This window comes from Streptomyces sp. NPDC002884, from assembly GCF_040295245.1.
Classification (GTDB): domain Bacteria; phylum Actinomycetota; class Actinomycetes; order Streptomycetales; family Streptomycetaceae; genus Streptomyces.
Genome location: NZ_JBEOVB010000031.1, coordinates 36,373 through 58,753, shown reverse-complemented (window position 1 = coordinate 58,753; position 22,381 = coordinate 36,373). Strand labels below are relative to the sequence as shown.

General features: G+C 68.8%; 22 protein-coding genes and 1 pseudogene. 5 read left to right on the top strand and 18 right to left on the bottom strand.

Annotated features, from left to right (window positions below; translation table 11 throughout):
* Window positions 1–15 precede the first annotated feature (15 nt).
* Window positions 16–426, top strand: coding sequence for a cupin domain-containing protein (locus tag ABT070_RS37135; protein ID WP_351767313.1), 411 nt, complete (start codon window positions 16–18; stop codon window positions 424–426).
* Between the two features lie 37 nt (window positions 427–463).
* Here ABT070_RS37135 and ABT070_RS37130 read toward each other — a convergent pair whose 3' ends face one another.
* The 14 genes and pseudogenes from ABT070_RS37130 to ABT070_RS37060 form a co-directional block, all read right to left on the bottom strand.
* Window positions 464–1,360: a LysR family transcriptional regulator gene (locus tag ABT070_RS37130; RefSeq protein WP_351767312.1), complete on the bottom strand. Its 897-nt coding sequence runs from the start codon at window positions 1,358–1,360 to the stop codon at window positions 464–466.
* A complete protein-coding gene (gene leuD, locus ABT070_RS37125; protein ID WP_351767311.1) occupies window positions 1,357–1,965 on the bottom strand; it encodes a 3-isopropylmalate dehydratase small subunit in 609 nt (202 codons plus the stop codon). The genes ABT070_RS37130 and leuD overlap by 4 nt, the downstream gene beginning before the upstream one ends.
* Window positions 1,966–1,981: 16 nt before the next feature.
* Window positions 1,982–3,382, bottom strand: coding sequence for a 3-isopropylmalate dehydratase large subunit (leuC, locus tag ABT070_RS37120; protein WP_351767310.1), 1,401 nt, complete (start codon window positions 3,380–3,382; stop codon window positions 1,982–1,984).
* 309 nt (window positions 3,383–3,691) lie between these two features.
* A complete protein-coding gene (locus ABT070_RS37115) occupies window positions 3,692–4,732 on the bottom strand; it encodes a TauD/TfdA family dioxygenase (protein ID WP_351767309.1) in 1,041 nt (346 codons plus the stop codon).
* A gap of 5 nt (window positions 4,733–4,737) precedes the next feature.
* On the bottom strand, window positions 4,738–5,877 hold the full coding sequence (locus ABT070_RS37110) for an amino acid kinase family protein (RefSeq protein ID WP_351767308.1): 1,140 nt from the start codon (window positions 5,875–5,877) through the stop codon (window positions 4,738–4,740).
* Window positions 5,874–6,917: an aspartate-semialdehyde dehydrogenase gene (locus ABT070_RS37105; RefSeq protein WP_351767307.1), complete on the bottom strand. Its 1,044-nt coding sequence runs from the start codon at window positions 6,915–6,917 to the stop codon at window positions 5,874–5,876. Before ABT070_RS37105 ends, ABT070_RS37110 begins: the two co-directional genes overlap by 4 nt.
* A complete protein-coding gene (locus ABT070_RS37100; RefSeq protein WP_351767306.1) occupies window positions 6,914–7,906 on the bottom strand; it encodes a DMT family transporter in 993 nt (330 codons plus the stop codon). The genes ABT070_RS37105 and ABT070_RS37100 overlap by 4 nt, the downstream gene beginning before the upstream one ends.
* Window positions 7,907–7,942: 36 nt before the next feature.
* Window positions 7,943–8,881 (bottom strand): transporter substrate-binding domain-containing protein, encoded by a 939-nt coding sequence (locus ABT070_RS37095; RefSeq protein WP_351767305.1) that lies wholly within the window; start codon window positions 8,879–8,881, stop codon window positions 7,943–7,945.
* A gap of 127 nt (window positions 8,882–9,008) precedes the next feature.
* Complete coding sequence (locus ABT070_RS37090; RefSeq protein WP_351767357.1) at window positions 9,009–10,325, bottom strand: methylaspartate mutase; 1,317 nt, start codon at window positions 10,323–10,325, stop codon at window positions 9,009–9,011.
* A gap of 29 nt (window positions 10,326–10,354) precedes the next feature.
* Window positions 10,355–10,819 carry a cobalamin B12-binding domain-containing protein gene (locus ABT070_RS37085; protein WP_351767304.1) on the bottom strand — a complete coding sequence of 155 codons (465 nt, stop codon included), beginning with the start codon at window positions 10,817–10,819 and terminating at the stop codon, window positions 10,355–10,357.
* A gap of 189 nt (window positions 10,820–11,008) precedes the next feature.
* Window positions 11,009–11,908, bottom strand: coding sequence for a LysR family transcriptional regulator (locus tag ABT070_RS37080; RefSeq protein ID WP_351767303.1), 900 nt, complete (start codon window positions 11,906–11,908; stop codon window positions 11,009–11,011).
* 469 nt (window positions 11,909–12,377) lie between these two features.
* A pseudogene (locus tag ABT070_RS37075) lies at window positions 12,378–12,500 on the bottom strand (IS5/IS1182 family transposase); the annotation flags it as partial.
* Window positions 12,501–13,662: 1,162 nt separating this feature from the next.
* The gene (locus tag ABT070_RS37065) at window positions 13,663–14,031 is read right to left on the bottom strand and encodes an STAS domain-containing protein (RefSeq protein WP_351767302.1); all 369 of its coding nucleotides are present in this window, start codon (window positions 14,029–14,031) and stop codon (window positions 13,663–13,665) included.
* Between the two features lie 191 nt (window positions 14,032–14,222).
* Entirely contained in the window at window positions 14,223–14,642 is a 420-nt protein-coding gene (locus ABT070_RS37060) for a DUF6283 family protein (RefSeq protein ID WP_351767356.1), read from the bottom strand.
* An 828-nt stretch (window positions 14,643–15,470) separates the two neighbouring features.
* On the opposite strand from ABT070_RS37060, the gene ABT070_RS37055 reads away from it, so the two are divergent.
* Window positions 15,471–15,944 carry a lamin tail domain-containing protein gene (locus ABT070_RS37055; protein WP_351767301.1) on the top strand — a complete coding sequence of 158 codons (474 nt, stop codon included), beginning with the start codon at window positions 15,471–15,473 and terminating at the stop codon, window positions 15,942–15,944.
* A 116-nt stretch (window positions 15,945–16,060) separates the two neighbouring features.
* Here ABT070_RS37055 and ABT070_RS37050 read toward each other — a convergent pair whose 3' ends face one another.
* The gene (locus ABT070_RS37050; protein WP_351767300.1) at window positions 16,061–16,777 is read right to left on the bottom strand and encodes an HNH endonuclease family protein; all 717 of its coding nucleotides are present in this window, start codon (window positions 16,775–16,777) and stop codon (window positions 16,061–16,063) included.
* 573 nt (window positions 16,778–17,350) lie between these two features.
* Between ABT070_RS37050 and ABT070_RS37045 the strand changes: the two genes are divergently transcribed.
* Window positions 17,351–17,959: an aminotransferase class I/II-fold pyridoxal phosphate-dependent enzyme gene (locus ABT070_RS37045; protein ID WP_351767299.1), complete on the top strand. Its 609-nt coding sequence runs from the start codon at window positions 17,351–17,353 to the stop codon at window positions 17,957–17,959.
* Between the two features lie 311 nt (window positions 17,960–18,270).
* On the opposite strand, the gene ABT070_RS37040 is transcribed toward ABT070_RS37045, so the two are convergent.
* The 3 genes from ABT070_RS37040 to ABT070_RS37030 form a co-directional block, all read right to left on the bottom strand.
* Complete coding sequence (locus tag ABT070_RS37040) at window positions 18,271–19,473, bottom strand: IS110 family RNA-guided transposase (protein WP_451102097.1); 1,203 nt, start codon at window positions 19,471–19,473, stop codon at window positions 18,271–18,273.
* 243 nt (window positions 19,474–19,716) lie between these two features.
* On the bottom strand, window positions 19,717–20,283 hold the full coding sequence (locus ABT070_RS37035) for a Uma2 family endonuclease (protein ID WP_351767298.1): 567 nt from the start codon (window positions 20,281–20,283) through the stop codon (window positions 19,717–19,719).
* Between the two features lie 86 nt (window positions 20,284–20,369).
* On the bottom strand, window positions 20,370–20,786 hold the full coding sequence (locus ABT070_RS37030) for a hypothetical protein (RefSeq protein ID WP_351767297.1): 417 nt from the start codon (window positions 20,784–20,786) through the stop codon (window positions 20,370–20,372).
* A gap of 306 nt (window positions 20,787–21,092) precedes the next feature.
* Between ABT070_RS37030 and ABT070_RS37025 the strand changes: the two genes are divergently transcribed.
* Both ABT070_RS37025 and ABT070_RS37020 read left to right on the top strand, forming a co-directional pair.
* The gene (locus ABT070_RS37025; RefSeq protein ID WP_351767296.1) at window positions 21,093–21,554 is read left to right on the top strand and encodes a hypothetical protein; all 462 of its coding nucleotides are present in this window, start codon (window positions 21,093–21,095) and stop codon (window positions 21,552–21,554) included.
* A complete protein-coding gene (locus tag ABT070_RS37020) occupies window positions 21,551–22,222 on the top strand; it encodes a nucleotidyl transferase AbiEii/AbiGii toxin family protein (protein ID WP_351767295.1) in 672 nt (223 codons plus the stop codon). The genes ABT070_RS37025 and ABT070_RS37020 overlap by 4 nt, the downstream gene beginning before the upstream one ends.
* The last annotated feature ends 159 nt before the right edge of the window (window positions 22,223–22,381 follow it).

The following is a 22,381-nucleotide window of genomic DNA, read 5'->3' as shown; positions in this document are numbered from 1 at the left end:
AAAGCGAGCACCCCGATGTCCGTCATCACCCGTCCCGCCGCCGCCACCGCCTCGCCTCAGAAGCGCCAAGTGACCGTCCTGCGCGACATTTTCGACCCCGTCGGCCTGGACACCCTGCCCTGGGAGCGCTGGGAGGAACCCGGTCGCGCCGGCGTCGACCTGCACCGCCTCTACCTGACCGACGGCGCCGACCCGGGCGCCGCGATGATCACCCGCATGGCCCCCGGCGCCCACGGCGACCTGCACGAACACCTCGGCTACGAGCTGATCCTCGTCCTGGAGGGGGAGCTCCTCAACGACAACGGCGACCGGTACCGCCCCGGCGACCTCGTCATCGAGCAGCCCGGCAGCGTCCACCAGGTCCGCACCGAGACCGGCTGCAGCGTGCTCGGCGTCCGGCACGCGCCGACCCGCCTCGTGACCTGACCCCCCGCCCGCAGGCCGCCGCCTACGCGAACCCCGGCTACACAGCAACGGGAAGCCTCCTCCAGTCGCTGCGCAGCGCCAGCGACCGCGCCGCGTGCACGAAGGCCCCCACCACCGGGGACTCCTGAGCACCCGGACGCATACCGATGCCCAGATGCCGCACAACCGCCGGAGACAGCGGCACCAGCCGCACCTCCGGCAGCGCCGGCGGCAGGGCCAGCCAGGGAATGACCGTCGTACCGAGCCCGGCGGCGACCATCGCGAGCAGCGCGTTGATGTCTCGCACCTGATGGCTGACCTCGGGCTCGAGGCCGGCCGTACGGAACGCGGCACGCACCATCGCCTCCACCCCGCCGACCGGCATCAAAAACGGCTCCCCGGCCAGCTCGCTGATGCGCAACTCCGGCTGAGGGGACAGCGGATGGTGCACCGGCAGCACCGCGAACATCTCGTCCTGCAACAGAGGCGCCGTGACCAGACCCCGTTTCGGCAGCGACACGATGCCCAGATCGATACCGCGTCCGCGCAGCCACTGGGCGATCTGCGCGTCGCCGCCCTCCCGCAACTCGATCCGCAGCCGCGGATAGCGCACATGCAGCTCCGACATCAACGCCGGAAGCAGCCGTGCCGCGAAGCTCTGACTGGTCCCGATCCGCAAGGTACCCTCGGGTTCGGTGTCCGTGCCGCGCACCGCCCGCCGCACCCGGTCCGCCTGCGCCACCACGCCCCGCGCGGGCTCCAGGGCACGACGCCCGGCATCGGTGAGCTCCACACCGGAGCGGTCCCGCACCATCAACGTCACCCCCAGCTCGGTCTCCAGACCGGCGATGGCGTGACTGATGGCGGACTGACTGACGCCCAGCGCACGCGCGGCATTGGTGAAGGTGCCGGTGTCGGCGATCGCGACGAACGCCGCGCACTGGTTGAGCTTCACGACGCCACCGTCACAGCAGTGCGCGTCACCGGCAGCGCGGGCCGGCGCCCGGCCTCGTAGCGGGCGATGTCCGCCTCGTACCGCAGGGTGTCGGCGATCCCGTCGAGGCCGCCCAGTAGCCTGCGCCGCACGTCCGGGTCGATGTCGAAGGCCTGGACGAGACCGGCGCACCGCACCTCCTGGCGCTCCAGATCGACCGTGACCCCGACACGCGGATCACGCTCCGTCAGCTCCCACAGCCGCTCCACCACCCCCGCTGGCACCACCACCGTGAGCAGGCCGTTCATCAGCGCGTTGCCGCGGAAGATGTCACCGAAGCGAGGGGCGACGACGGCCCGGAACCCGAAGTCCTGCAGGGCCCATACCGCGTACTCGCGCGATGAACCCGTCCCGAAGTCCTGACCGGCCACCAGAACGCTGGCACCCGCCCGCTCGGGCCGGTCCAGGACGAAGCCGGACTCGGCCCGCCAGTCGGCGAACAGCGCGTCCGCGTGCCCGGTGCGGCGGGTACTCGCACAGAACCGGACGGGGATGATCTGATCGGTGTCGACGTCGGTGCGGCGCAACGGGACGGCTGTACCGGTGTGCACGGTGAACTTCTCCACGGCGGGCCCTTTCGTCTCACAGATCGGCGGGCGAGGACAGACGTCCGGTGACCGCAGTGGCCGCAGCCACCGCCGGCGACACGATGTGGGTGCGCGACCCGCGGCCCTGCCGGCCCTCGAAATTGCGGTTGTTGGTGGAAGCGGCGCGCTGCCCCGGCAGCAGCCGGTCCTCGTTGAGCGCCGCGCACATCGAACAGCCCGCGCCCACCCGGAAATCGGCACCCGCCTGCGCGAACACCCGGTCCAGGCCCTCTTCGACGGCCTGCCGCCGCACCCGCGCCGACCCCGGCACGATCATCATGTGCAGGCCGTCCGCGACCTTGCGCCCCCGCAGTACGTCCGCGGCGGCCCGCAGATCCTCGATACGGCTGTTGGTGCACGACCCGAGGAAGACGGTGTCCACAGCGACATCCCGCAGCGCCGTCCCCGGCTTCAGATCCATGTAGGCCAGCGCCCGTTCTGCCGCGTCGCGCTGCGCGCCCGGCGCGAAGTCGGCGGGCGCGGGCACCCGCCCGTCCAGCGGGACGCTCTGCGCGGGATTGGTGCCCCACGACACATACGGACTCAGGGTGCGCGCGTCCAGGGTGACGGCCTTGTCGAAGAGGGCGTCCGCGTCACCGGCCAGACCGCGCCAGTACGCGACCTCGCGCTCCCAGTCGGCGCCGCGCGGCATCCCCGGGCAGCCGGCGAGATAGGCGAAGGTCGTCTCGTCCGGGGCGACCATCCCGGCACGCGACCCGGCCTCCACCGACATGTTGCACAGCGTCATCCGCGCTTCCATCGACAGCGCCCGCACCCCCTCACCGCGGTACTCGATGATGTGTCCCTGCCCGCCCGCCGTGCCCACCCGGGCGATCAGCGCGAGCACCAGGTCCTTGGCGCTCACCCCCGCCGCAAGGACACCGTCTACCGTCACGGACATCTGCCTCAGCGGCCGCATCGGCAGCGTCTGGGTGGCCAGTACGTGCTCGACCTGACTGGACCCGATACCGAACGCCAGAGCACCGAAGGCACCGAGAGTGGTGGTGTGCGAGTCGCAGCACACGATCGTCATCCCCGGCCGCACCAGACCCAGCTCGGGTGCGATGACATGCACGATGCCCTGGTCCCGGTCTCCGAAGCGGTGCAGCGCAATCCCGAACTCGGCACAGTTGGAGCGCATCAGCTCCGCCTGCCGGCGGCCCTCACGGTCCTTGATGACCCGGTCCAGAGCCAGCGTCGGCGTGTTGTGGTCCTCGGTGCCCACCGTCAGGTCCGGCCGGCGCACGGTACGCCCCGCCGCGCGCAGCCGGTCGAATGCCTGGGGCGTGTTCACCTCGTGCAGCAGCTGCAGATCGATGTACATCAGATCGTCGCCGCCACTGGAGCGCCGCACGACATGGGCGTCCCACGTCTTCTGCGCCAGTGTCCTGCCCATGGTCTTTCCTCACGTCGTTGCGGGTCGCTGCCGACACGTCGATCATCGGACGCGCGGACCCCGCAGGCACCGGCCGGCGGCTGGCCACGAGGGGCCTGACCGGTCCAGGCCATCCAGCCCCCCGGGCGAGGGCCCCGGCAACTGGCGGGTGCGGCGCACGGATGCGCCCGCCGGCCGACGCCCGATCCCCGCACACGAAAGCCCCGTGCCGCGCCGAGCGACGCTCGGCGTGACACGGGGCTCTCCGGGGGCCCGGCGCGCCACCGGATCTTCGGGGTGACGCGGGGCGGACAGGGCCGGTGCGGCCGGTCAGTAGTGCACCCGGCGGTTGTCCTCGGTGACCCGGTAGCGCACGTTCCACAGGCTGCGGCGCACATACGTCCGCTGCAGCCAGCGGTCCCTGCCGTCGTAGCGGGCGGTGAACGTGGACCGGGCGTGCACCCCCTTGCGGTTGTTGATCAGCAGAGCCTGTCCGGGACGCAGCCGGACACTGTGCGCGACCTCGCCGCACACCGTCTGCAGGGTGTCCATCGCTGCGCGGGCACCGCTGGTCAGCGGGTGCACGCCGTTGGCGGAGATCGCGATCTCGGGATAGTCGGTGTGACCGCTGATCAGCGGCACGGGCTCCGACAGCACATCCAGGCCGCCGGCGACATCACGGACGTAACTGCCCGGGGCGTTGAGCCGGAACAGCGGACTGCGCAGCGTCTCCAGGACCTCGGGGGCGAGCGCGGCCGACACATCGCGGGCATCGGCGTAGTAGGTGCCGGCGATGCCCTCGTGGTCGGCACGCAGGCAGGACAGCACCAGGAAGTCGGGGTTGGCGACGTCGTAGCGGCCGATCAGGTCGTGCATGATGTCGCTGTGGAAATTGAGGAAGACCTCCGAACCCTGGTTCGTCTGGGTCCGTGAACCCCCTGCGACGGGGATGACGTCATGGATCAGCTGCCCCGCCTTCTCCGTCAGCACACCCATCGGCTCCCCGAGCAGACCGCTCAGCCCGAGCAGCACGCCCTCGGCGACGAACGACCGTTTCTCGGAACTGGGCCCACCGTCGGACGGCGTATCCGGCATCACCGGATCCACCGGAAGGTTGCTGACGAGGCTGACCCCTGGCGTGTCGATGTGCCGGCCGAAGTCCAGGACCTGTTGCAACAGGTCGGTCGGCAGCGTCGCGAAAATCTGCAGCAGCCGGGCGGAAGAGCGGTCGATGTCGATGTTCGGATCCGGCAGGCCGCGCAGCTGTTCGCCGAGTGCGTCCCGCACCGCGTCGGGCAGGGCGATCTCACTGAAGGTCGGCCTGGCGACGCCGGCCGTGGCGGGCACACCGTGGTCGGTGGTGGCGGTCATGTGGTTCACACTCCTTGCAGCTCGAGCAGTGGCGCGTTCGGGTCGGTGCCCGCGCCGGGACGGTTCACGTGATCATGCAGACGCTGCGTCAGATGCAGCGCGTCCTCCTCGTCGGCCGCCAGCTGAGTCACCACCTGGCTGCCGCGCACCGCGGTCACCGGCACCCCCGCGTACTCACCAGGCACCAGACCGTTGCGCCGCTGGAACTCCGGAAGGTCCACGAACCCCCCGGTGACCGCGACCAGCGGCCCCGCGGTCAGACGTACGACATCGATGTTGGCGCCGTGGAAGGCTGTGTACGCGCGGTCGGCGAGCTCCTCCGTCTCGTAGCGCAGAGCCACCGAACGCTGGTTGAGGACCACCGCTGCCACCGAGGAACCAGCACTGCCGATGACCGAACCCGCAGGGAACGGCGGCCTGTTGTAACGACAGACGATCTCGATCCGGTTGCGCTGCGCCAACCGCACGGCCCGACGGTGCAGCACCTTCGCGCCGTACAACGACATCAGCGCCGCAGTGTTGTACGAGACCTCGCTCAGCAGCTGCGAGCCGGTGATCAGATGCGGGTCGGAACTGTAGATGCCGTCGACGTCCGAATGGATTTCACAGCGCGACGCACCAACAGCCGCCGCAACGGCCACCGCCGACAGATCCGAACTGTTCTTGCCCAGCCAGGTCGGCCGGCCCTCCTTGTCGGCGGCCTGGCCACCCGGCACCACCACCACGTCGTGCTCACGCACGGCCGAGCGCAACGGCTCCGGATCGGTGTGCTCCAACCGCGCCCACATGAACGACGAGTCGGTGGTGAGCCCCAACTGGTGTCCCGCCAGCACCGTGGAGGCACGACCCTCCCGGTGCAGGGCCGTCGCCAGCAACTGCGCGCCCACCGTGTCGGCCAGGGTCAGCAGACCCGCGACGGTCTCGTCCTCGGGATGCGGATTCACCTTGCTCAGACGGTCCCGGAACTGCTCCGTCTCACCGGGCTGGCCGCTCACCACGACCACCAGGCGGGTGTTCTCCTCCTCGACCCGCCGGGACAGCGCCTCGGCCAGTTGCCCGTACGCCGCCAGGGTCCGGAAACTGGAACCCCCGAACTTCACCACCGCCGGCGGCTGCTGCGATGAGTCCAGCGGCCCTCGCGTCACAGCGTCCCCCGGACTATGAGCTCCTCGGCGATCTGGATCGCGTTCAGCGCCGCGCCGATGGTGAGGTTGTCGGCGACCAGCCACAGCCAGAAGGCACGCGGGTTGTTCGGGGTCACCCGGACCCGGCCGACGTGCACCCGGTACGGATCGTCGATCGTGGCGGGAGTGGGGAACGCATGCGGCGGCTGACGGTCGTGCACCGTCACCTCGGGCAGCGCGGCGAGCACCTCGACCAGCTCGGCCCGGTCCACGACACCCTGCGTCTCGATCCACACGGCCTCCGAGTGGCCGTTGACGACCGGCACCCGCACACACGTGGTGGTCACGTCCAGATGCGGGATACCGAGGATCTTGCGGGATTCCTGGAGCATCTTCTGCTCCTCCAGCGTGAAGCCGGAGTCCAGGAAACGGTCGATCTTCGGAATGACGTTGAAGGCGAGCGACGGCGAGAACTCCTTGCTGGGATACACCTCCCCGGGATGCTCCAGCGTCGCGCGGCTGGCGTCCATCAGTTCCTCGACACCGGGATGCCCCAGCCCCGAAGCCGCCTGATAGGTGCTGACCACGGCCTGGCGTACGCCGTAACGCCGCTCGATGCCGTGGAGCAGCCGCACCAGCGGAATCGTCGAGCAGTTCGGATTGGCGATCACACCGGACTTCGGACGGGTGTCCAGCTCATGGGCGTTGACCTGAGGCACCACCAGCGGGGTGTCCGGGTCCATGCGGAAGGCGATCGTGTTGTCGATGACGACGGCACCGGCCGCGGTGGCCTTGGGCACCCACTGCTCACTGGCCTCGGTACCGGCGGAGAAGAACGCCAGGTCGACACCGGAGAAGTCGAACTCCTCCACCGCCTGCACCGGATAGGCCACGCCGTCCACGCTCAACTCCGTGCCGGCCGAGCGCGCCGACGCCACCAACTGGATGTCGCGGTAGCGCAGAGCCCGCTGTTCGATCAGCTCGATCAGCGTGGTGCCCACGGCGCCGGTAGCGCCGACGATCGCGATCCGCGGGGCTCCGGGGTCGGTCACGAGGGTCATCGAGTACCTCCGGTCTTGATCTCGGTCTTGGACGCCGCCACCGCACCGGCGACCGGTGCAGGCTCCTCAGCGGGCACGGCAGGGGCCCGGCGCCCGCTGAAGGACCAGCCGAGGTTGATGCCCAGGCTCGCCGCCACGATCAGCGGAATGCCCAGGGCCTGCAGCCAACTCACGCTGTGCCCGTACACCGCCCAGTCCATGAGCATCGCGACCGCCGGGTACACGAACGCCAGGACGGCGATCTTCGGGGTAGGCAGCTTCTGGTACGCGGAGTACATGAGGACGTACATCACGCAGGTGTGGATCACGCCGAGGCCCACCAGCCAGCCCCAGTCACCGCCGAGCCCCTTCATCTCGCTCAGCTGGGTGAACGGCAGCAGCAGGAAGATGCCCAGCACCAGCTGCACCAGCGCGACCAGATGCGGCCGTACCCCGGTGACCCGCTTGGTGATGACCGTCGAGATCCCGTAGAACACCGCCGCCAGCAGCGCGTACCCCAGCCCCGTCAGATAGGCACTGTCCCCGCTGCCCGTCAGGTCGGCCGCGGACACCCCCGCCACCAGGACCAGACCGATGAACGCGACCCCCAGCCAGCCGAACTTCGCAGCCGTGAGCTTGTCACGGAAGAGCACAGCGCCCAGCAGCATCACGTAGAACGGCTGCGTGTGGTAGACGACCGTCGCCACCGAGATCGAGGTGTCCTCGTACGACTCGAAGAGGAACGCCCAGTTGAAGACGATGAAAACACCGCCCAGCGCGGCCAGGCCGAGCTTCTTCGGGGTGAAGCCGTGGTTCTTGAAGAAACCGCGCACCAGGCAGTAGAGGCCGAGCGTGGCCGTACCGAACAGGCAGCGGAAGAAGACCACGTTGAAGGGCGACGCGCCGGACTCGATGACGAAGACGCCGAGGGTGCCGGAGAGCACCATGGCGAAGGTCAGCTCGATCGCTCCCTTCGTCTCCGTGCCCGCCGGCCGGGTGTCAGTACTCATGGTGAGATGCCTTTCCAAGGGGGGAGGGGGAATGGGTCAGTGGAGGGGGACGGCGTACTGCAGACCGCCCCGCGTGAACAGTTCGTTGAGCCCTCGCGGCACGGCCAGACCCGTGGCCGGCCCGAGGTTGCGGTCGTACACGTCTGCGTACGTGCCGACAGTGGCCAGGACACGGGCGGCCCAGTCCTGGTCGAGACCGACAGCCGGCCCATGGACGCCCGCCGTCTCAGCGGCCTGCGCCAGCGCCTTGTCCCGCTCGCCCACCTCGACGACGTGCTGCTCGGCGGAGACCAGCAGCTGAAGCACCCACCGGCACAGCCGGAACCACGCCGGATCACCGTCGCGCACGGCAGCCGCCATCGGCTCGCGGGAGATCGCCTCGTCGAGGATCCGGTGCGCCGCCGGGTCGTCGAGCGCGGCCCGCTCTCCGGCCAGGGCGACCCGGTCCAGGACATAGGCCGCACACTCTCCGGCCGCGTACGCCGCGAGCGTCTCGGCCGGCGTCGCATGGGCGACCGGTTCGACGGCCAGGCCCCGACCGCCGAACCAGGCCGCCAGGTTCGTCGCGCTGGTCGTTCCCGCCTGCACGGCCACCCGTCGTCCGGCCAGTTGATCGGGCCGGGTCACGCCGCTGTCGGCGGGGACGAGGAAACCCTCACCGTCGTAGCAGGTGACCCCGGTGAACAGCACTGGCAGGGACGCCTCGCGGCCCAAGGTCCAGCTCACATTGGAGACGGTCAGCTCCGCATCGCCCCCGACGAGCCGCGTCAACCGGTCCGCGGGATCGGACGCAACCCACTCGACCGCCTCACCGTCACCCACGGCGGCGGCCGCCACGGCCCGGGCGACATCGGTGTCCAGCCCGCGCCAGCGGCCGTCGTCACCGCACAGCGACAACCCACGAATACCGCGGCTTACCACGGCACGCAGCGCACCGCGCTCCCGTACCGCATCAAGAGTGGGAGTGATGCTCACAAGACGCTCCTCGGATGAGAACGGACACTCCGGGCGAGACTGTCGAGCGCACGAATCCGCAGATGGCGGACACGGCGCAGTGTCAGAGAAGGCAGACCGATCCGGGAAACGCCACCGGTGCACGCCATTACGACAGGCCCCTTCGCCCCTTGGCCGCCGCGTACTGCAACCCCCGCAGATGACCCTGGGTCAACTGCTCACGATCAAAACGCCGCTCGTTGAAGCCGAGCATCGTCAGCAGCCCCTTCGCGCTGACCGGCCGTCCCGAGGCACCACGTTCCACACGCAGCGGCATCCGCCCCGGCTCCGCCCACTGCAGCATCCCCGCCGCATCGACATAGGCCCGGGACTTGTTGGCGTTGTCCTGATGCAGGCAGTACGGCACATCCAGATGACCGCGGCCAAAGGCCCGCACCAACGCCTCACCGACCGTCGGCGCCATCTCCAGCGTGCTGTCCACCAGCAGCCGCGCCTCCTCGTAGATCCCCGAGTCGGTCGCCACGACCTCCGCCGGACGCTCGGCCTCGTCCCGCGCGATGGACGCCGCGAACTCCAGCGCGTCCACGTTCTCGGTGATCGTCGGGATGCGGTGCGCCTCCGCCGGCGTCTTCACGATCAGCCGCTCGCTGCCGGTACGCACGGCAAGCCGCACACTCTCCTCGAGAATCCGGTACGAACCCACCGACGTACGAGGGAAGACCCCCATGAAGGTGTAGAGCACGACATGCCAGTCGGCCTGCGCCAGCCGCTCGCCGGCCAGCCGCCGCAGCGCGGCGATCGCCTCCATGTCCTGCCCCGGATGAGTCTGCTGCGCATAACTCAACGAGATGTCGCTCAGCCCGTGCTCCCGGAAGAACAACGCCTCCAGCACACTGAGAGCCACCAGCAGACTCGGCGGGCACAACTGCCCCAACATACAACCGCCGAAGCTCTCCAGATGCATCGGATCGGGCTGCACCGCGATCAGCTCGCAGCACTGCGCCCAGGCCTTGACCGCCTCACTGATCGGCGCCCGGCTGTAAGGCAGGCAGTACGACACCGGCCCGCCCTCGGTGGCATCCACGCCGGCCTCGACCATCGCCCGGAACAGCGGGTACGGCAACGCCGAACCATGCCGCACCTGCACCGGGAAGTCCGGCCCCGACACCGAACCCAGCAGCTCCCGGGTGGCCTCAGGACCGTGGGCGACCAACGGGAACCCGTTCAGCTCGGCCCCCGTGCGCAGGGCCTGACGAGCGGAGTCATGGTCGTTGACACGTGTGTAGCTGTCCAGGGTGATCGTGCCGATCGCCGTGGCACCGGCAGCACCCCTCACGCCCAGCAGCCCTTCACGCATGGTGGCCAGATCCGCGAACCCCATACGAGGCTGCACCACCAGCCGGCCCCGGGCATGCGCCCCTCGGACGTGACGTGAGAAACGCCCTCGAGGAGCGATCTGGGGCACATACCGCTCGGGAATCCTCGCGAGATTGCTCACGCGGCTGCCCTCGCCGACTCCAGCGCGGGCCGCTCGGCACTGTCGAGCGACCCCAGGAAGTCCTGGAAAGCATCGATCCCGCCGTCCGCCTCGAACACCGCGTCGAACCCGCTGAGCGCCAACTCCTCGGCGAACACGATGTTCTCCGCTCCCCGCACCCCCAACTTCCCCCCGATCACCACATGCAGGTCCACCAGGTCCGGCTCACTGCGGATACGGCGGATGAGCCGTAGGCCGTCGAGGTGGCCATGTCCGTTGACCGTGCTGATGATGAGCGCGTCCGGCCGCGATCTGCGGCACTCTTCGATGATGAGGTCGTCGGGCACACAAGCGCCGAGATTGGTGACCTGTGCACCCTGCTCCTCCAGCATCAGCTGGAGAAAAACGAGATTCCACATATGGGCATCGGACGACACGCTCGACACGACAAACCGCTTCGCCGGGAGCATGACCTGTGACATAGGAATTCTCCTTGTCGTATTACTGGGACTGCGAAACATTCTTCATGCCGTCCGACCTGGAAGTCCAGAAATCCCATTCGGCTCTACAGATGACCTTTATCGGCTTCATCGATCGATAAAGCCAATACATTCATATGCAACATGCAGGCCGCTCATGAAATCCAGGCACTTCCCCGCTTGCGGATGCCGTCAGGACTCCTGGTACTCCCGGCTCAGGAAGTCGATGACCTGCTCCACGAACACCCGCCGCTCCCGCGACAGCTGCGCCCCCTTGCGCCAGGCCAGCTGCGTGAACAGCTCGAAGGGCGGCTCCCACGCCAGCGGCACCAGCGTCCCGGCCGACAGCTCCTGGCCGACCGCCATCTGCGGCAGCAGACTGATCCCGAGGCCGGCGCCGACACCACGCTTGATGGCCTCGATGTTGCCGAACTCCAGGAACGGCACCGGCTCACCCGTGCCGTTGTTGAGCTCCGCCTCCAGCAACTCCCGGTAAGCGCACCCCGCCTCCGGGGCCAGCACCGACTCCTGCCGCAGATCCTCGGTCTCCACCTTCGACGCCCCGGCGAGCCGATGCCCGGGGGATGCCACCACGACAAGCCGCTCCACGCCAAGAACCTCGCTGTGCACCCCGGAGTGCTGCGTCTCGGCCTCCATCAGGAAACCGGCGTCGAACAGCCCCTGACGCAGCGAGTGCAGCGTCTCCGCGCACAGACTCGGCCGCAGCGCGATCTGCAGCCGGGGATAGCGGTGGTGGAAGTACTCCAGCACCGGCGGCATCCGGTAGGAGGTGATGCTCTCCATCGTGCCGATGGTCAGCACACCCTCGGGCTGCGCGTCCGGAGACGCAGCCCCACGCGCCTCATCCGCCAGGGCCAGCATCTGTCCTGCGTAGGGCAGCAGCCGCGTCCCCGCCGGAGTCAGCTTCACCTTGCCCCCGAACCGCTCGAACAGCTCGCCTCCCAGGGACACTTCAAGACTCTGGATCTGCGCAGTCACCGAGGACTGCGCATAGTTCAGCTCGGCCGCGGCCCGAGTGAAGCTCCCCAGCGCGGCCACACGGTGAAAGGTTCGGAGTTGCCGGATATCCATTTTGGTCTCTCCCGGAGGGACTCGACGGAGACGACCCGCAGTGGTCGACACCTTGAGCCTGCCGACCGCCCCCCTCCCCTGGAAGAACCCCCACCTGGCACACAGTGCCCACGACATCAATGTGCCGGACCCCCGCAACCACCCCCGGAACGCCAAGGCCGCACACCCGCCCCCACCCAGGCCACTCCCGCCCAGAAGCCGCCTCCACGCCCGACCCGCGCCGCCTCACTCGCTCCGCGAGCACGCGCCACCGGGCAGTACCACTGCCATCAGTCCGGTCAACTCCGTCATCCATTCAAGCTGTATACGTCCGCGATCCGGCGGCGCAAGCCCGCTCAGGCAATGAATTAATGAACTCGTCACCTATATCGCATGCGCGCTGGATCAGGTGATACTCCATTGGTCATAGTCGGCGCTCAGGAATGGCACTGCCTTTCGGTAGCACTCTGAGCTCTTTCAGCGTCGCCGCTCAATGCTGGGGGGCGGTTGCGGAAATTGACGTCATTCGGTTCGGGCTGCACCGGGCTTTGCGGAAGATGCGCCACGACTTGAGCCGTGCGACGCCGCGCTCGACCGGTGCCCGCGCCGCGGACCAGCAGCCGGGCAGGGGGTGCAGCCCGCATGCCACCAGGGTGACGGCGATCTGGCCGGCGGACAGCACGGATGTATGCATGGGCGGGAGCCTCCGGTGGGGGAGGGGGCTAGGCGTGGCTAGTGCGGAGCGTGAGGGCATAAAAAAACCGCGTCCGTGGTGCACGGACGCGGGCGATAGGTGTCGTGCGCTACAGCGTGTGGAAGAACCACCACAACTGAGCGACCACCAGTGTCGCCCGCAGCATCAGCACAGCCCAGCTCAACGCCTGCTTGATCCGACGACCACGGCACCACCAGCAGCGGCGACCCATTGCCCACCATCCGTTCTCCCGAGCCGGCCGGTATGGCCGGTTGGGTGAAAAACCCACACGCCAACCCTTCTGCCGACGCATGGGAGGCAGGAGGGGGAGAACGGGCTCGGAGAGGTAAGCCGCCTTGCACTTATCGCATTGAGGACACTAGGGACTGTGATGCCGGGCGGGCAACGTCTGCGGCAGCAACCGGCCAGAAGCGATGAGTCTCATGTGCTGCATCTGGCGGGCGCAGACCGCACAGTCCGCAGGCCAGGCCGCGGGACCAGTCGGGGGCGATGCTGCCGCTGTGGGTGAGGGACAGCAGGGCGTAGGTGGAGGCGCCGACCAGCGAGGTGGCGAAGGTGGAGGCGAGGGCGGCGGGGGCGGCCTTGCCCACGGGGAATGCCGCGGCCGACGAGGAGGGGCCCGCGGATGGCGAAGGGAAGTAGCCTTCGTGACCTCAGGATGGGATCGGCCTTGCTGGCACGTGGTCTGAACCAGCGAGGCCTGGCCAGGTCAGCGCCCTAGGGGAACGCCACTGAACCGGCTTGCGCATTCAAGTCCCCAGTCCTGCCTCCTGCACACATGTCACGACGGCCCCCTCGCGCCCGCGCCGCGACGTCACGCCCTCGCCCGCTTCAGCGGCGGCCGGCCGGCGCCAGGCGCTTGTTCTCGGTGAGCTTGTCCCGCCTTCGGCCGTGCGGTGGACAGGAGCACATCGAGCGTCATTTCGGTCCGCACACGGTGGCGAGAGCTCTGATTGTCTGGACAGTTGCCGGCGGGCTCGGCGGGCCAGGAGCCGGAAGCGGCCGCGTAGCAGTGCTCGCGTCAGAAGAACGGCCCCCGGGCCCGGCTCCGGCGGGTCGGTCAGGGATTCAGGGCCTGCTCGAGGGTGGGGTGGCAGGTGATGAGGGCGTCGATGCCGACCAGGCTCAGGACGTGCAGGACGGGTGTTTGCGCGGCGGCGATACGCAGCCACCCGTCGGCGTGGCTGACGGCTTTGTGGGCGGTGACGAAGACGTTGATGCCGCTGGAGTCCATGAAGGTCACGCCGCTGAGGTCCGCGACAATCCGTGACGGCGGAGCCGCGCCGTCCCCGGACAACAGAGCTGCGCTGAGCAGCTCTTTGACGTCGTGGTCGATCTCGCCCTGCACGGTGACGACACGCACGCCGCCGACCATGCGGTGTACGGCGGAGAACCGGTCGGGCCGGTCCGCTTGCTCGATGTTGCTCACCGTCTCCTCGACTGCGCTCGGGCTCGCCCTGGGGCAGGGCGTGCACGGACAGAAGCATCTCCCACCGCCACTTCCCGTACAGCTCCAGCCAGCGGCGTAGCTCCTGCTCGGCCCCGGCCGCGCCGGCTGCTGTCCTTCCGGCCGACGCTCCGCTCATGGTGCCTGCGTTCCATGTGCTGCGCTGGGGCCGGTCAGCGGCGTAGATCGCTGCGTGTCTGGCTGATCTTTCCTATCAGTCGGCTGGCCTCGGCGCTGGGCTGTTGCATGTTCCTCTGGCCGTGGTCGGCCGCCTCGTTTCCCGAGCTGAACAGTGGGACTGGTGACCGGTATTCAGCTGCTGCCCGGAACGTCTCCTCGTCGATCCTGTCTTCGAACAAGGCGGCACGGAGGCCGAGGAGACGCTCGCCGTGGCAGCCAGCCCAGCCAGCGCAGATCCGGCTCGCGGGACTGTCTGGACCGCCCAGGTGGCACTGGAACAGCCCTTGCGGCTGCTCGGCGGTGTCCGCGTCGTAGCGGCGGAGCTTTTCGTACTCCTCGTGCGCCCACACCGCGGACGGCACATCACGACGGTAGGGGCAGCTGTCGCACGGGCGTGGGGCCGGCGCACGCATTGATGAAGCCACATGAAGAGTATGTCCCAGCCGCGAAACCGATGATCTGCCTATGGCTATGGGACGCCGGTGCACTTTGGCCGGTCAGGGAGACAGCCTCCAAGCCCCCTGAGCGGGCCGGTCTGCATCCACGACCCAGCGACATTGCGGCCGGTGGTACCTCCTCGCCCAGAGGATGCTCAGAAGAATTTTCGCACCCAGGCAGGCGTGGCAGAAGGAAATCACAAGGTCAAGATCACGAATACTGCGATGAACAGGCTCGAGGAAGCCGGAGCTGTGACCCGGAGGATTCCGGAATCGCCCACCACCTGGGCCGCCCCGGCCCGTCCACCCGCCGTTCTCCAGCCGGGACATGACGGCTCCGTGACCGCACCGGCCGCCCCCGGTCGCCCGGTGTCTCTGGTATCCGGCCCCGTGCGGCTCTGCCCTGCCCTGCCCGGGCCGCGGCCGCGGCGGGACCGGCCGACCGGGCGGCGGTCTCCGGAGCTCTCGGCGGCGCGGGGGTGTTACTCACTTTCGGGTGACAGCCCCACCGGCCCGGAGCGTGGCGGACGGGTGAGACAGGGCGTCCCGGCCAGCGCCCGCAAGGGCGCCTGCTCTGACAGGGCGTCAACATCGTGCATTCACGGCATAAATGAACGATGCATTCAAGAGTCACAGGAATGCGGGCAACAAGTAACACAGCCTATGTTTCCATCTCAACTCCTGCGCGGGGCGGACAGAGTGTGGGTGTGCGGCCGGTCCGGCCGCCACCTGTACCGCACCGACTCCCACGGCGGCCGCCAAGGTCCCCGGTGGAAGAGGTGCCCGCACCATCAGGGGGACTCCTTGACCGCTTCTGTCACCGCCCGCCGTCTGGCCGCCGCCGCACTCGCTGCCGGCGCCCTGGTCTCGGTGGCGGCGCTGCCGGCGACCGCAGCCGACCACGCCCGCCCGCACCGCCCGCAGGTGGAGATCTCGGACGTGCAGTACGACTCCCCGGGGCGCGACGACCGCTCCAACCGCTCGTTGAACAAGGAGTGGGTGGAGCTGACCAACACCACCCGCAACGCGGTCAACCTCGACGGCTGGACCCTGAGGGACGAGTCCGGCCACAAGTACACCTTCGACGGCTACCGGCTGGCGGGCCGTGCCACGGTCCGTATCCACACCGGTGAGGGCCGCGACACCCGCAGCGACCTCTACCAGGACCGCCGCCAGTACGTGTGGAACAACGACTACGACACCGCGACCCTGCGCAACGACCACGGCCGTTTCGTCGACGACGAGTCCTGGGGCCACCGCCGCGGCGGCCGCCACTGAACCACCCGACCCCCTCGCAGGGGAATGCCGCGCGGCTGCGGCAGACACGACACCTCGGCGGCGCGCCTTCCCTCTCCAGGGTGGGCGCGCCGCCGGGCGTTGTGCGCCAGCTGTGGTTACTGCGGTACCTGTTCGTAGGTGAGGGTGGTGTCAGGGCAGGCTTCCGCGAGGTGGGTGAGTGCGTCGCGTTCGGCCGGGTCCGCGGGCAGCTGCCAGCGCAGCTTGGTGGCCGTCCAGGCGCTTGCGTACTCGCAGCGGTAGGCGTCGACGGGGAGCCAGTCGGCGGGGTCCTTGTCGCTCTTGGAGCGGTTGGAGCTGCCCGAGACCGCGATCAGCGACGCCGCGGCCCCCTGGTCGTTCGCGTACGCCTCACGCCGCGCGGCCGTCCAGGCGGATGCCCCGGAGTCCCAGGCTTCGGCGAGAGGGACCATGTGGTCGACATCGAGGGAGGATGCCGCGGTGACCCACACCTGGTCGTATTCGGAGAACCAGCGTCCGCCCGTCAGTGCGCACCGTGCTCCGGTCTCCGGGGCGAGTTTGGCCTCGGAGAGGATGACTTCCTTGCGGGTGTCGCATCCGTCGGTGGGGTTGAGGCCTTTGTTCCAGTGCTTGAACAGGTCCCGGCTGTAGCCGTCCCGGCTCTCGGGAGCTTCACCGATCCACTCCAGGGCCTGGAACAGCGGCACATCCTGCGCGGCCGCCGGCGCCGGCCCGGCAATGGCCGCACCCGCGGTGGGAAGTGAGGGCGGGGTTGTCGCGGCGGTGGCCGGGGCGGCGGGGGACAGCGCCGCGAGAGCGAGCACGGCGGCGATGCGGGGCAGTTTCTTGATCACACCCGCGTTGTAGCGGTCAGCCCGGTGGAGCAAGGAGGGCGAGGAAGGCCGCTTCACCCGGGCGGGTGCAGGAATTCACCTGGAGAAACGCCACAGCACGGTCGTCCCGCCCTGCAGGAAGCCGCCAGCACCAGGGTCCCGGAGCGGACCCTCGTGAGCAGAGCCAGCCCCGTCCTTCGCCGTCCCGCCGCCATCGCCGGTTTGTGCCTTGGCCCGGTCACCGTTCCGGTGCCACCCGCGTTCGCGGAGCGGGCCCCACCCGATCCTGTCGAGGTGATCAACGGCGATGCGGATCTGCCCGCAGTCACAAGGCGGCGTGCCCCCGTCGGGCTCCTCAGCAGCAGCCACTCCTGGCCCGGACCCCTCCTGGGCTGCGTGCCGCGGGGCCCTGACGACGCCGTCTGACGGCCGGTAGCACCAGCGCGCGGGCAGAACCACTCGCCACCTTGATCGTTAAGCCGCAGCCGGGAGCCTTCGAAGGCCGTGTGCCGGCACTGTTTCCCGTGCTCTTCCTCTGGCGATTCCCCGGCCCGCCCGTCGGCGCCGGTACTTGGAAACGGATGTCCCCTCCTGATGAGCACTACTGTCCGGCCGGGCGTTCTCTCCGTTCCCGCCGAGGTCCACGGCCGGTGTCTGCAGGCCATGAGTGCCGAAGCTCTGCGTCTGACCGATGAGGTTCTCTCCAGCGGTGTGTTCCACGGCGGCCCCCGGGTACGGGAGCTGGAAGGCGTGACGGGTCGGCTGTGGGGAGGTCATCCCGTGGGCGCGAGCTCGGGCACGATGGCTCTCGAGGCTGCCTGCCGGGCACTCGGTATCGGCGCAGGGGACGAGGTGATCGTGCCGGCGCTGACGTTCGTCTCCACCAGCGTCGCACCTGCCCACACAGGCGCTGTCCCTGTCGTCGCCGACATCGACCCGCTCACCCGGACCCTGGACGCCGAAGCCGTGCGGGCCGCCATCACCTCGCGGACCAAAGCCGTCATCGCGGTCCACATGTACGGCCAGTGCGCCGACATGACCGCCCTGAACGCGATCGCCGGACACCACGGCCTGGCTCCATGTGATCCGGCTCATCCAGCCCTGTGCCGGGCCGTCCGCTCACGCATCGCTCACGCGCCGCCGGCTGCTGAGCGGCGTGGGGGCCCCTATCTCTTTGGTCAAGGTAGATGGGTGCTGTTTTAGGGCGTCTGGAACGATGTGCCCGTGCATGTTGATGATGAGACGGTGGCAGCGGGCGGGAACGGACCGGAGTGGACGGGTGCGGTGAGTCAGCGTCTCCGTTGCTGTGTCTGTGGTGGGTCAACTGATGGCGCCGAGGACTACGTGCTCGTTGGACTGACGGCACAGTTCTCTGACGCGCGCCAATGGCTGGGTGCGCATGCGGAGCACCTGAACTCCGTCCTTGCAGAGGGGTTCTCCGTGGAGGTTCACGATATGTAGGGCTGCCGTCATGAGCCTGCACGATCTTGGTTCGCAGGCAGGGCCGGTTGCCCTCACCTCGCTCCGGGTGTCCGGGGTTCGTAGAAGGTTCCGTCTCGGAGCATCGCGAAGAGGACGTCGGCTCGGCGTCGGGCGAGGCAGAGCAGGGCCTGGGTGTGGTGCTTGCCCTGGTTGATCTTCTTGTCGTAGTAGGCCCGGGAGGCAGGGTCGCTCAGGGCCGCGAACGCGGAGAGGAAGAAGGCCCGTTTGAGCTGCTTGTTTCCCCGCCGGGACGGCTGTTCGCCGCGGATCGAGGAGCCCGAGTTGCGGGTCGCCGGGGCGAGGCCCGCATAGGCGGCGAGGTGGCCGGCGGTCGGGAAGGTGCTGCCGTCGCCGATTTCGATCAGGATCCGTGCGCCGGTCCTGACGCCGATGCCTGGCATGGACGTCAGGACCTCTGAAAGTGGGTGGGCCTCCAGGAGTTCCTCGATCCGTCCGGCCAGCAGCCTGCGCTGGTCAAGGACAGCCGTCAGGGAGGTGGCGAGGCTCGGAACGATCAATGCGGCTGCCTCGGTGCCCGGAACGGTGACGGTCTGCTCGTCCAGGGCGGCGCAGATGTCCTCGACCAGCCGCTCGGCCATCCTCGGCGCCTTCGGCCGTAACAACGTGACGAGGCGGCGTCGTCCGGCCTTGCGGATCTGGGACGGAGAGCCGAAGCGCTCCAGCATGGCCAGGACGGCCGGGTGTTGCAACCGCGGCCCCAGCACCCGCTCCAGAGAGGGATGGATCTGGGTCAGCAGGCCGTGCAGCCGGTTCGCGACCCGAGTGGCCTCGCCCGCCAGGTCGTCGTCGAACCCAACGATCATCTCCAGCTCGGCGATCGTCTCGTCCTCGGCGTCGATCGCCCGCAGCGTGTGCGGCATCGCCCGGGACGCGTCCGCGATGATGAACGCATCCCTCGCATCCGTCTTGGCCTCGCCCGGGTAGAGGTCGGCGATCCGTCGCATCGTCAGCCCCGGCAGATAGGCGACCGGGCATCCCATGTCTCTCGCAACCGCCAGCGGCAGGGCCCCGATTGAGGCCGGCTGATCGACCACGACCAGCACCGTTCCGTGCTTGGCCTGGAGTTTCGCGAAGAGCTCGCGGAGCTTGGGTTCGGTGTTGGGCAGCCGCTTGTCGAAGGCTTTCTTCCCGGCCGGGGTGACGGCGGTGGCGTGGTGTTCGCCCTTGCCGACGTCCAGGCCGAGGAAGACGTCGATGTCACCGGTGTCGATCACGTGCAGGCCCCTCCATCACGCTTTCGTCCGGCCCTGCCTCGGCATCGAGCTGCCACACCCACGTTACGGAGAGCTCTTCCGGATCGGGTGAAGCCGGTGCTCAAGCCCCTCATCAGCGGTCCGTCGATGCCTTCGGGCCCGGTGACACCACCCCCCGGATCATCAACAACAAGGGGGGGAAGTCATGCCGGACCCGAAGGCCGGTGGCCCCATTGCGGAGCCATGAAAACGGTAACGGGGGGGTCAGATCTGGCCGAGATCGATCTCCACCGGAAAGGGGGCCGCTACCTTGAGGACGCCGGTGAACACGTCTGCGTCCCGGTAGGTCTTCGTTGCGGGGTCGAGAATGTAGGTGTACACGAGAGGAACGCCTGTCGCGGCCTGCTCGATCCGCCAGTAGAAGCCGATGCCTGCCTTGGCGTACTGGTCGACCTTCACGATCCGGTCGGTGGTCTCCGAACCTGGCGACACCACCTCCGCGACCAGGAGCACGTGCTCAGGGCGGGTGGGGGTGACATCGATCGTGTCTGCGCGGTACACGACGACGTCTGGGCGGCGATTGGTGAGCGGGACGTCCTGAAGCCGGACGTCGAAGTCCGTGTCAGCATTCCACTCCGGACCCGCGGCAGCATCCAGGGCGTTCGCCAGAATCCGTGCCAGCCGATTGTGCCGCTTGGACGCACTCGGACTCACGACGACCATCCCGTCCACGACCTCGATGCCGGTGCACTGCTCCTCGGACCAGGAGTCGTACTCCTCCGCCGTGATCTGCTCATGCATCCACGCCGGGGCCATCATCTCGGCCGTCATGAAGCACCTCCCGGACGCTATGCGGCGGGCCCGATCCCGCTGGATTCAGCGTACTGTCTGCCATCCGTCCGGCACGCTGATCTCACCTACCCCCTTTCCTGTCGGGCACTGCGACCGGCAGGCCCATGACAGGTCAGGAACGGCACGGCGGTCCGGGCCAGCTTCCGCTGGATCACCCGGAGCATCCTGATAGTCGCCGCATCGTCGCGCCCTGTGGTCGTTGACCATTCGACGCCCGAGCCGGCGAGGTCGCTGGCGAAGGCGATCTCTGTAGCCAGAAGTGTCCGCGCCCAGTCCGCTGCGCCGAGTGGGGCGTCTGCGCGAAGAGCCTGCCGGAGTCTTTGGCACTGGTCGAACAGATTCTGCGTGCCGGCGAACCCCATGGCGACGGCGAGTTGATCGCTGCAGTGTGCGGGGCCGCCCCACTCCAGGAGCGCGCGAGTCAGCAGTTCGACCTCATGCGCGGTCAACAGCTCGCTTGCTCTCACCATGCCTTGCGACACAGGTTCGCCCTTTCCTGTCCCTGTGCTCCGCCGACGTGGCCGGACCCGGTGCGTGGCCTGTAGCCGAAGCCTTCGGGTGATCACGCTACCTGTCCGTTGAGCCGCCTCCAGGAGATGAGACCGCATGCCAGCGAGACGGTGCCGAGGTGAAGCATGGGTGTTGCCGTGCCAGGACCCGGCTGGCCCGGTACCGGGCGGGTGAGGACGCTCGTAGAGGCGTCGTGCTGCCAGGGACGGAGGGGGCGTGGCGAGTCGGTACGTGCTGCTGCCACCCGGCATCGGGTGGTAGCCGTCATAATTGGGGACATGCCCGTGACACCGCAGTACCCAGTGCCCGCGCCGTCCCATGCTGGTGCTGGTGCCGTTGCGAAGTCAGGCTCCGGCGCCGCCGATCTGGAGTTGTACCGAGAGAAGTTCCAGCGAAGGCTGCCGGATTCGCTGGATGAGCTGCACGGGCCGACCGCAGGTGTCGTGGAACCGCCTGGCACCGTGGTCTGGTCGGGGTTGCGTGTCTTTGACCTCGCCAATGAGCGTCAGCGGATGAGCCTGTACCGCACTGTCCTGGCCGAGGGTATGCGCAAGGACCTATGTGATCTCCTGAGCCGTGACATTCTCCTGCGGTCGTGGCCCACCCTGCGGATCCTGGTCTCGACCACGGTCCGCGGTGTGTGGGAGGAACGGTTTTCGGAGCTGCGGGCGATGGCCGACGTACCTCCCGCTCAGCCCCCGGCCCGGCAGCGGCGCACCAATGGTCCGGCGGCCGCGTGAGGCTTCCCGACCTGCACGCCCGCCTTCTGGCGGACGTCCTGGCCATCGGCTCCCCGTACCCTCTGGTGATCACCGGCGGCTACGCCGTCCAGGCGCACGAACTCCTCGCCCGCCCGAGCCAGGATCTCGACGTTGCCACCGACAACCCCGCACCGATGGACGAGATCGTCCACACCCTCACCGACGGTCTCACCGAACGTGGCTGGCACCTCGAGGTGATCGAAGTCGCCCCGCTCTCTGCGCGCCTCAACGTCACCGATCCCCGCTCGCAAACCCAGGAGACGTGCGAGGTGGACGTCCTGAAGGAGGTGTTCACCCGGCCGGCCGCCTCCAGTGCCTACGGACCCGTGCTCGCCGAGGAAGACGTGATCGGCACCAAAGTCCGTGCCCTGGCCGAGCGAGGCGCAGCCCGCGACGCCTTGGACGTCTTCGCCGCCTCGCGCCGCTGGCTCACGACCGACCTTGAAGAATTCGGCCGCCGTCACGCCCGCGATCGCTTCGACCTGGAGTCCCTCCAGACCCGGCTGACCGCCGTCGCCTGGCTGGACGACGCCGAACTCGAGGCATACGGCGCGACCCCCGAACTGATCGACGAGCTGATGGCCTGGGCCCAGGAGTGGGCCGACGACCTCGGCCGCAGGCTGCTGCGCGACCAGGAAATGGAGTAGCAGGAGACAGCCGGACACCTTCCCTGGCCCGGTCTTCATCGGGGGAACTCGTCCCGTCGCAGATGACGGCGCTGCGCCTGTTCACGGCCCGCGCTGACGGGTGCCGTCGACCGACAGGAGAGGGCGTCCGGTTTCTCGTACTGGTCGGGGTCAATGCGG

Bases quoted from the DNA above. Each gene is read 5' to 3' on its own strand.
- ABT070_RS37135 (WP_351767313.1), top strand. From the start codon at position 16: ATGTCCGTCATCACCCGTCCCGCCGCCGCCACCGCCTCGCCTCAGAAG.
- leuC (WP_351767310.1), bottom strand. From the start codon at position 3,382: ATGGGCAGGACACTGGCGCAGAAGACGTGGGACGCCCATGTCGTGCGG.
- ABT070_RS37115 (WP_351767309.1), bottom strand. From the start codon at position 4,732: ATGACCGCCACCACCGACCACGGTGTGCCCGCCACGGCCGGCGTCGCC.
- ABT070_RS37105 (WP_351767307.1), bottom strand. From the start codon at position 6,917: ATGACCCTCGTGACCGACCCCGGAGCCCCGCGGATCGCGATCGTCGGC.
- ABT070_RS37100 (WP_351767306.1), bottom strand. From the start codon at position 7,906: ATGAGTACTGACACCCGGCCGGCGGGCACGGAGACGAAGGGAGCGATC.
- ABT070_RS37085 (WP_351767304.1), bottom strand. From the start codon at position 10,819: ATGTCACAGGTCATGCTCCCGGCGAAGCGGTTTGTCGTGTCGAGCGTG.
- ABT070_RS37080 (WP_351767303.1), bottom strand. From the start codon at position 11,908: ATGGATATCCGGCAACTCCGAACCTTTCACCGTGTGGCCGCGCTGGGG.
- ABT070_RS37060 (WP_351767356.1), bottom strand. From the start codon at position 14,642: ATGCGTGCGCCGGCCCCACGCCCGTGCGACAGCTGCCCCTACCGTCGT.
- ABT070_RS37045 (WP_351767299.1), top strand. From the start codon at position 17,351: ATGAGCACTACTGTCCGGCCGGGCGTTCTCTCCGTTCCCGCCGAGGTC.
- ABT070_RS37035 (WP_351767298.1), bottom strand. From the start codon at position 20,283: ATGACGGCCGAGATGATGGCCCCGGCGTGGATGCATGAGCAGATCACG.
- ABT070_RS37025 (WP_351767296.1), top strand. From the start codon at position 21,093: ATGCCCGTGACACCGCAGTACCCAGTGCCCGCGCCGTCCCATGCTGGT.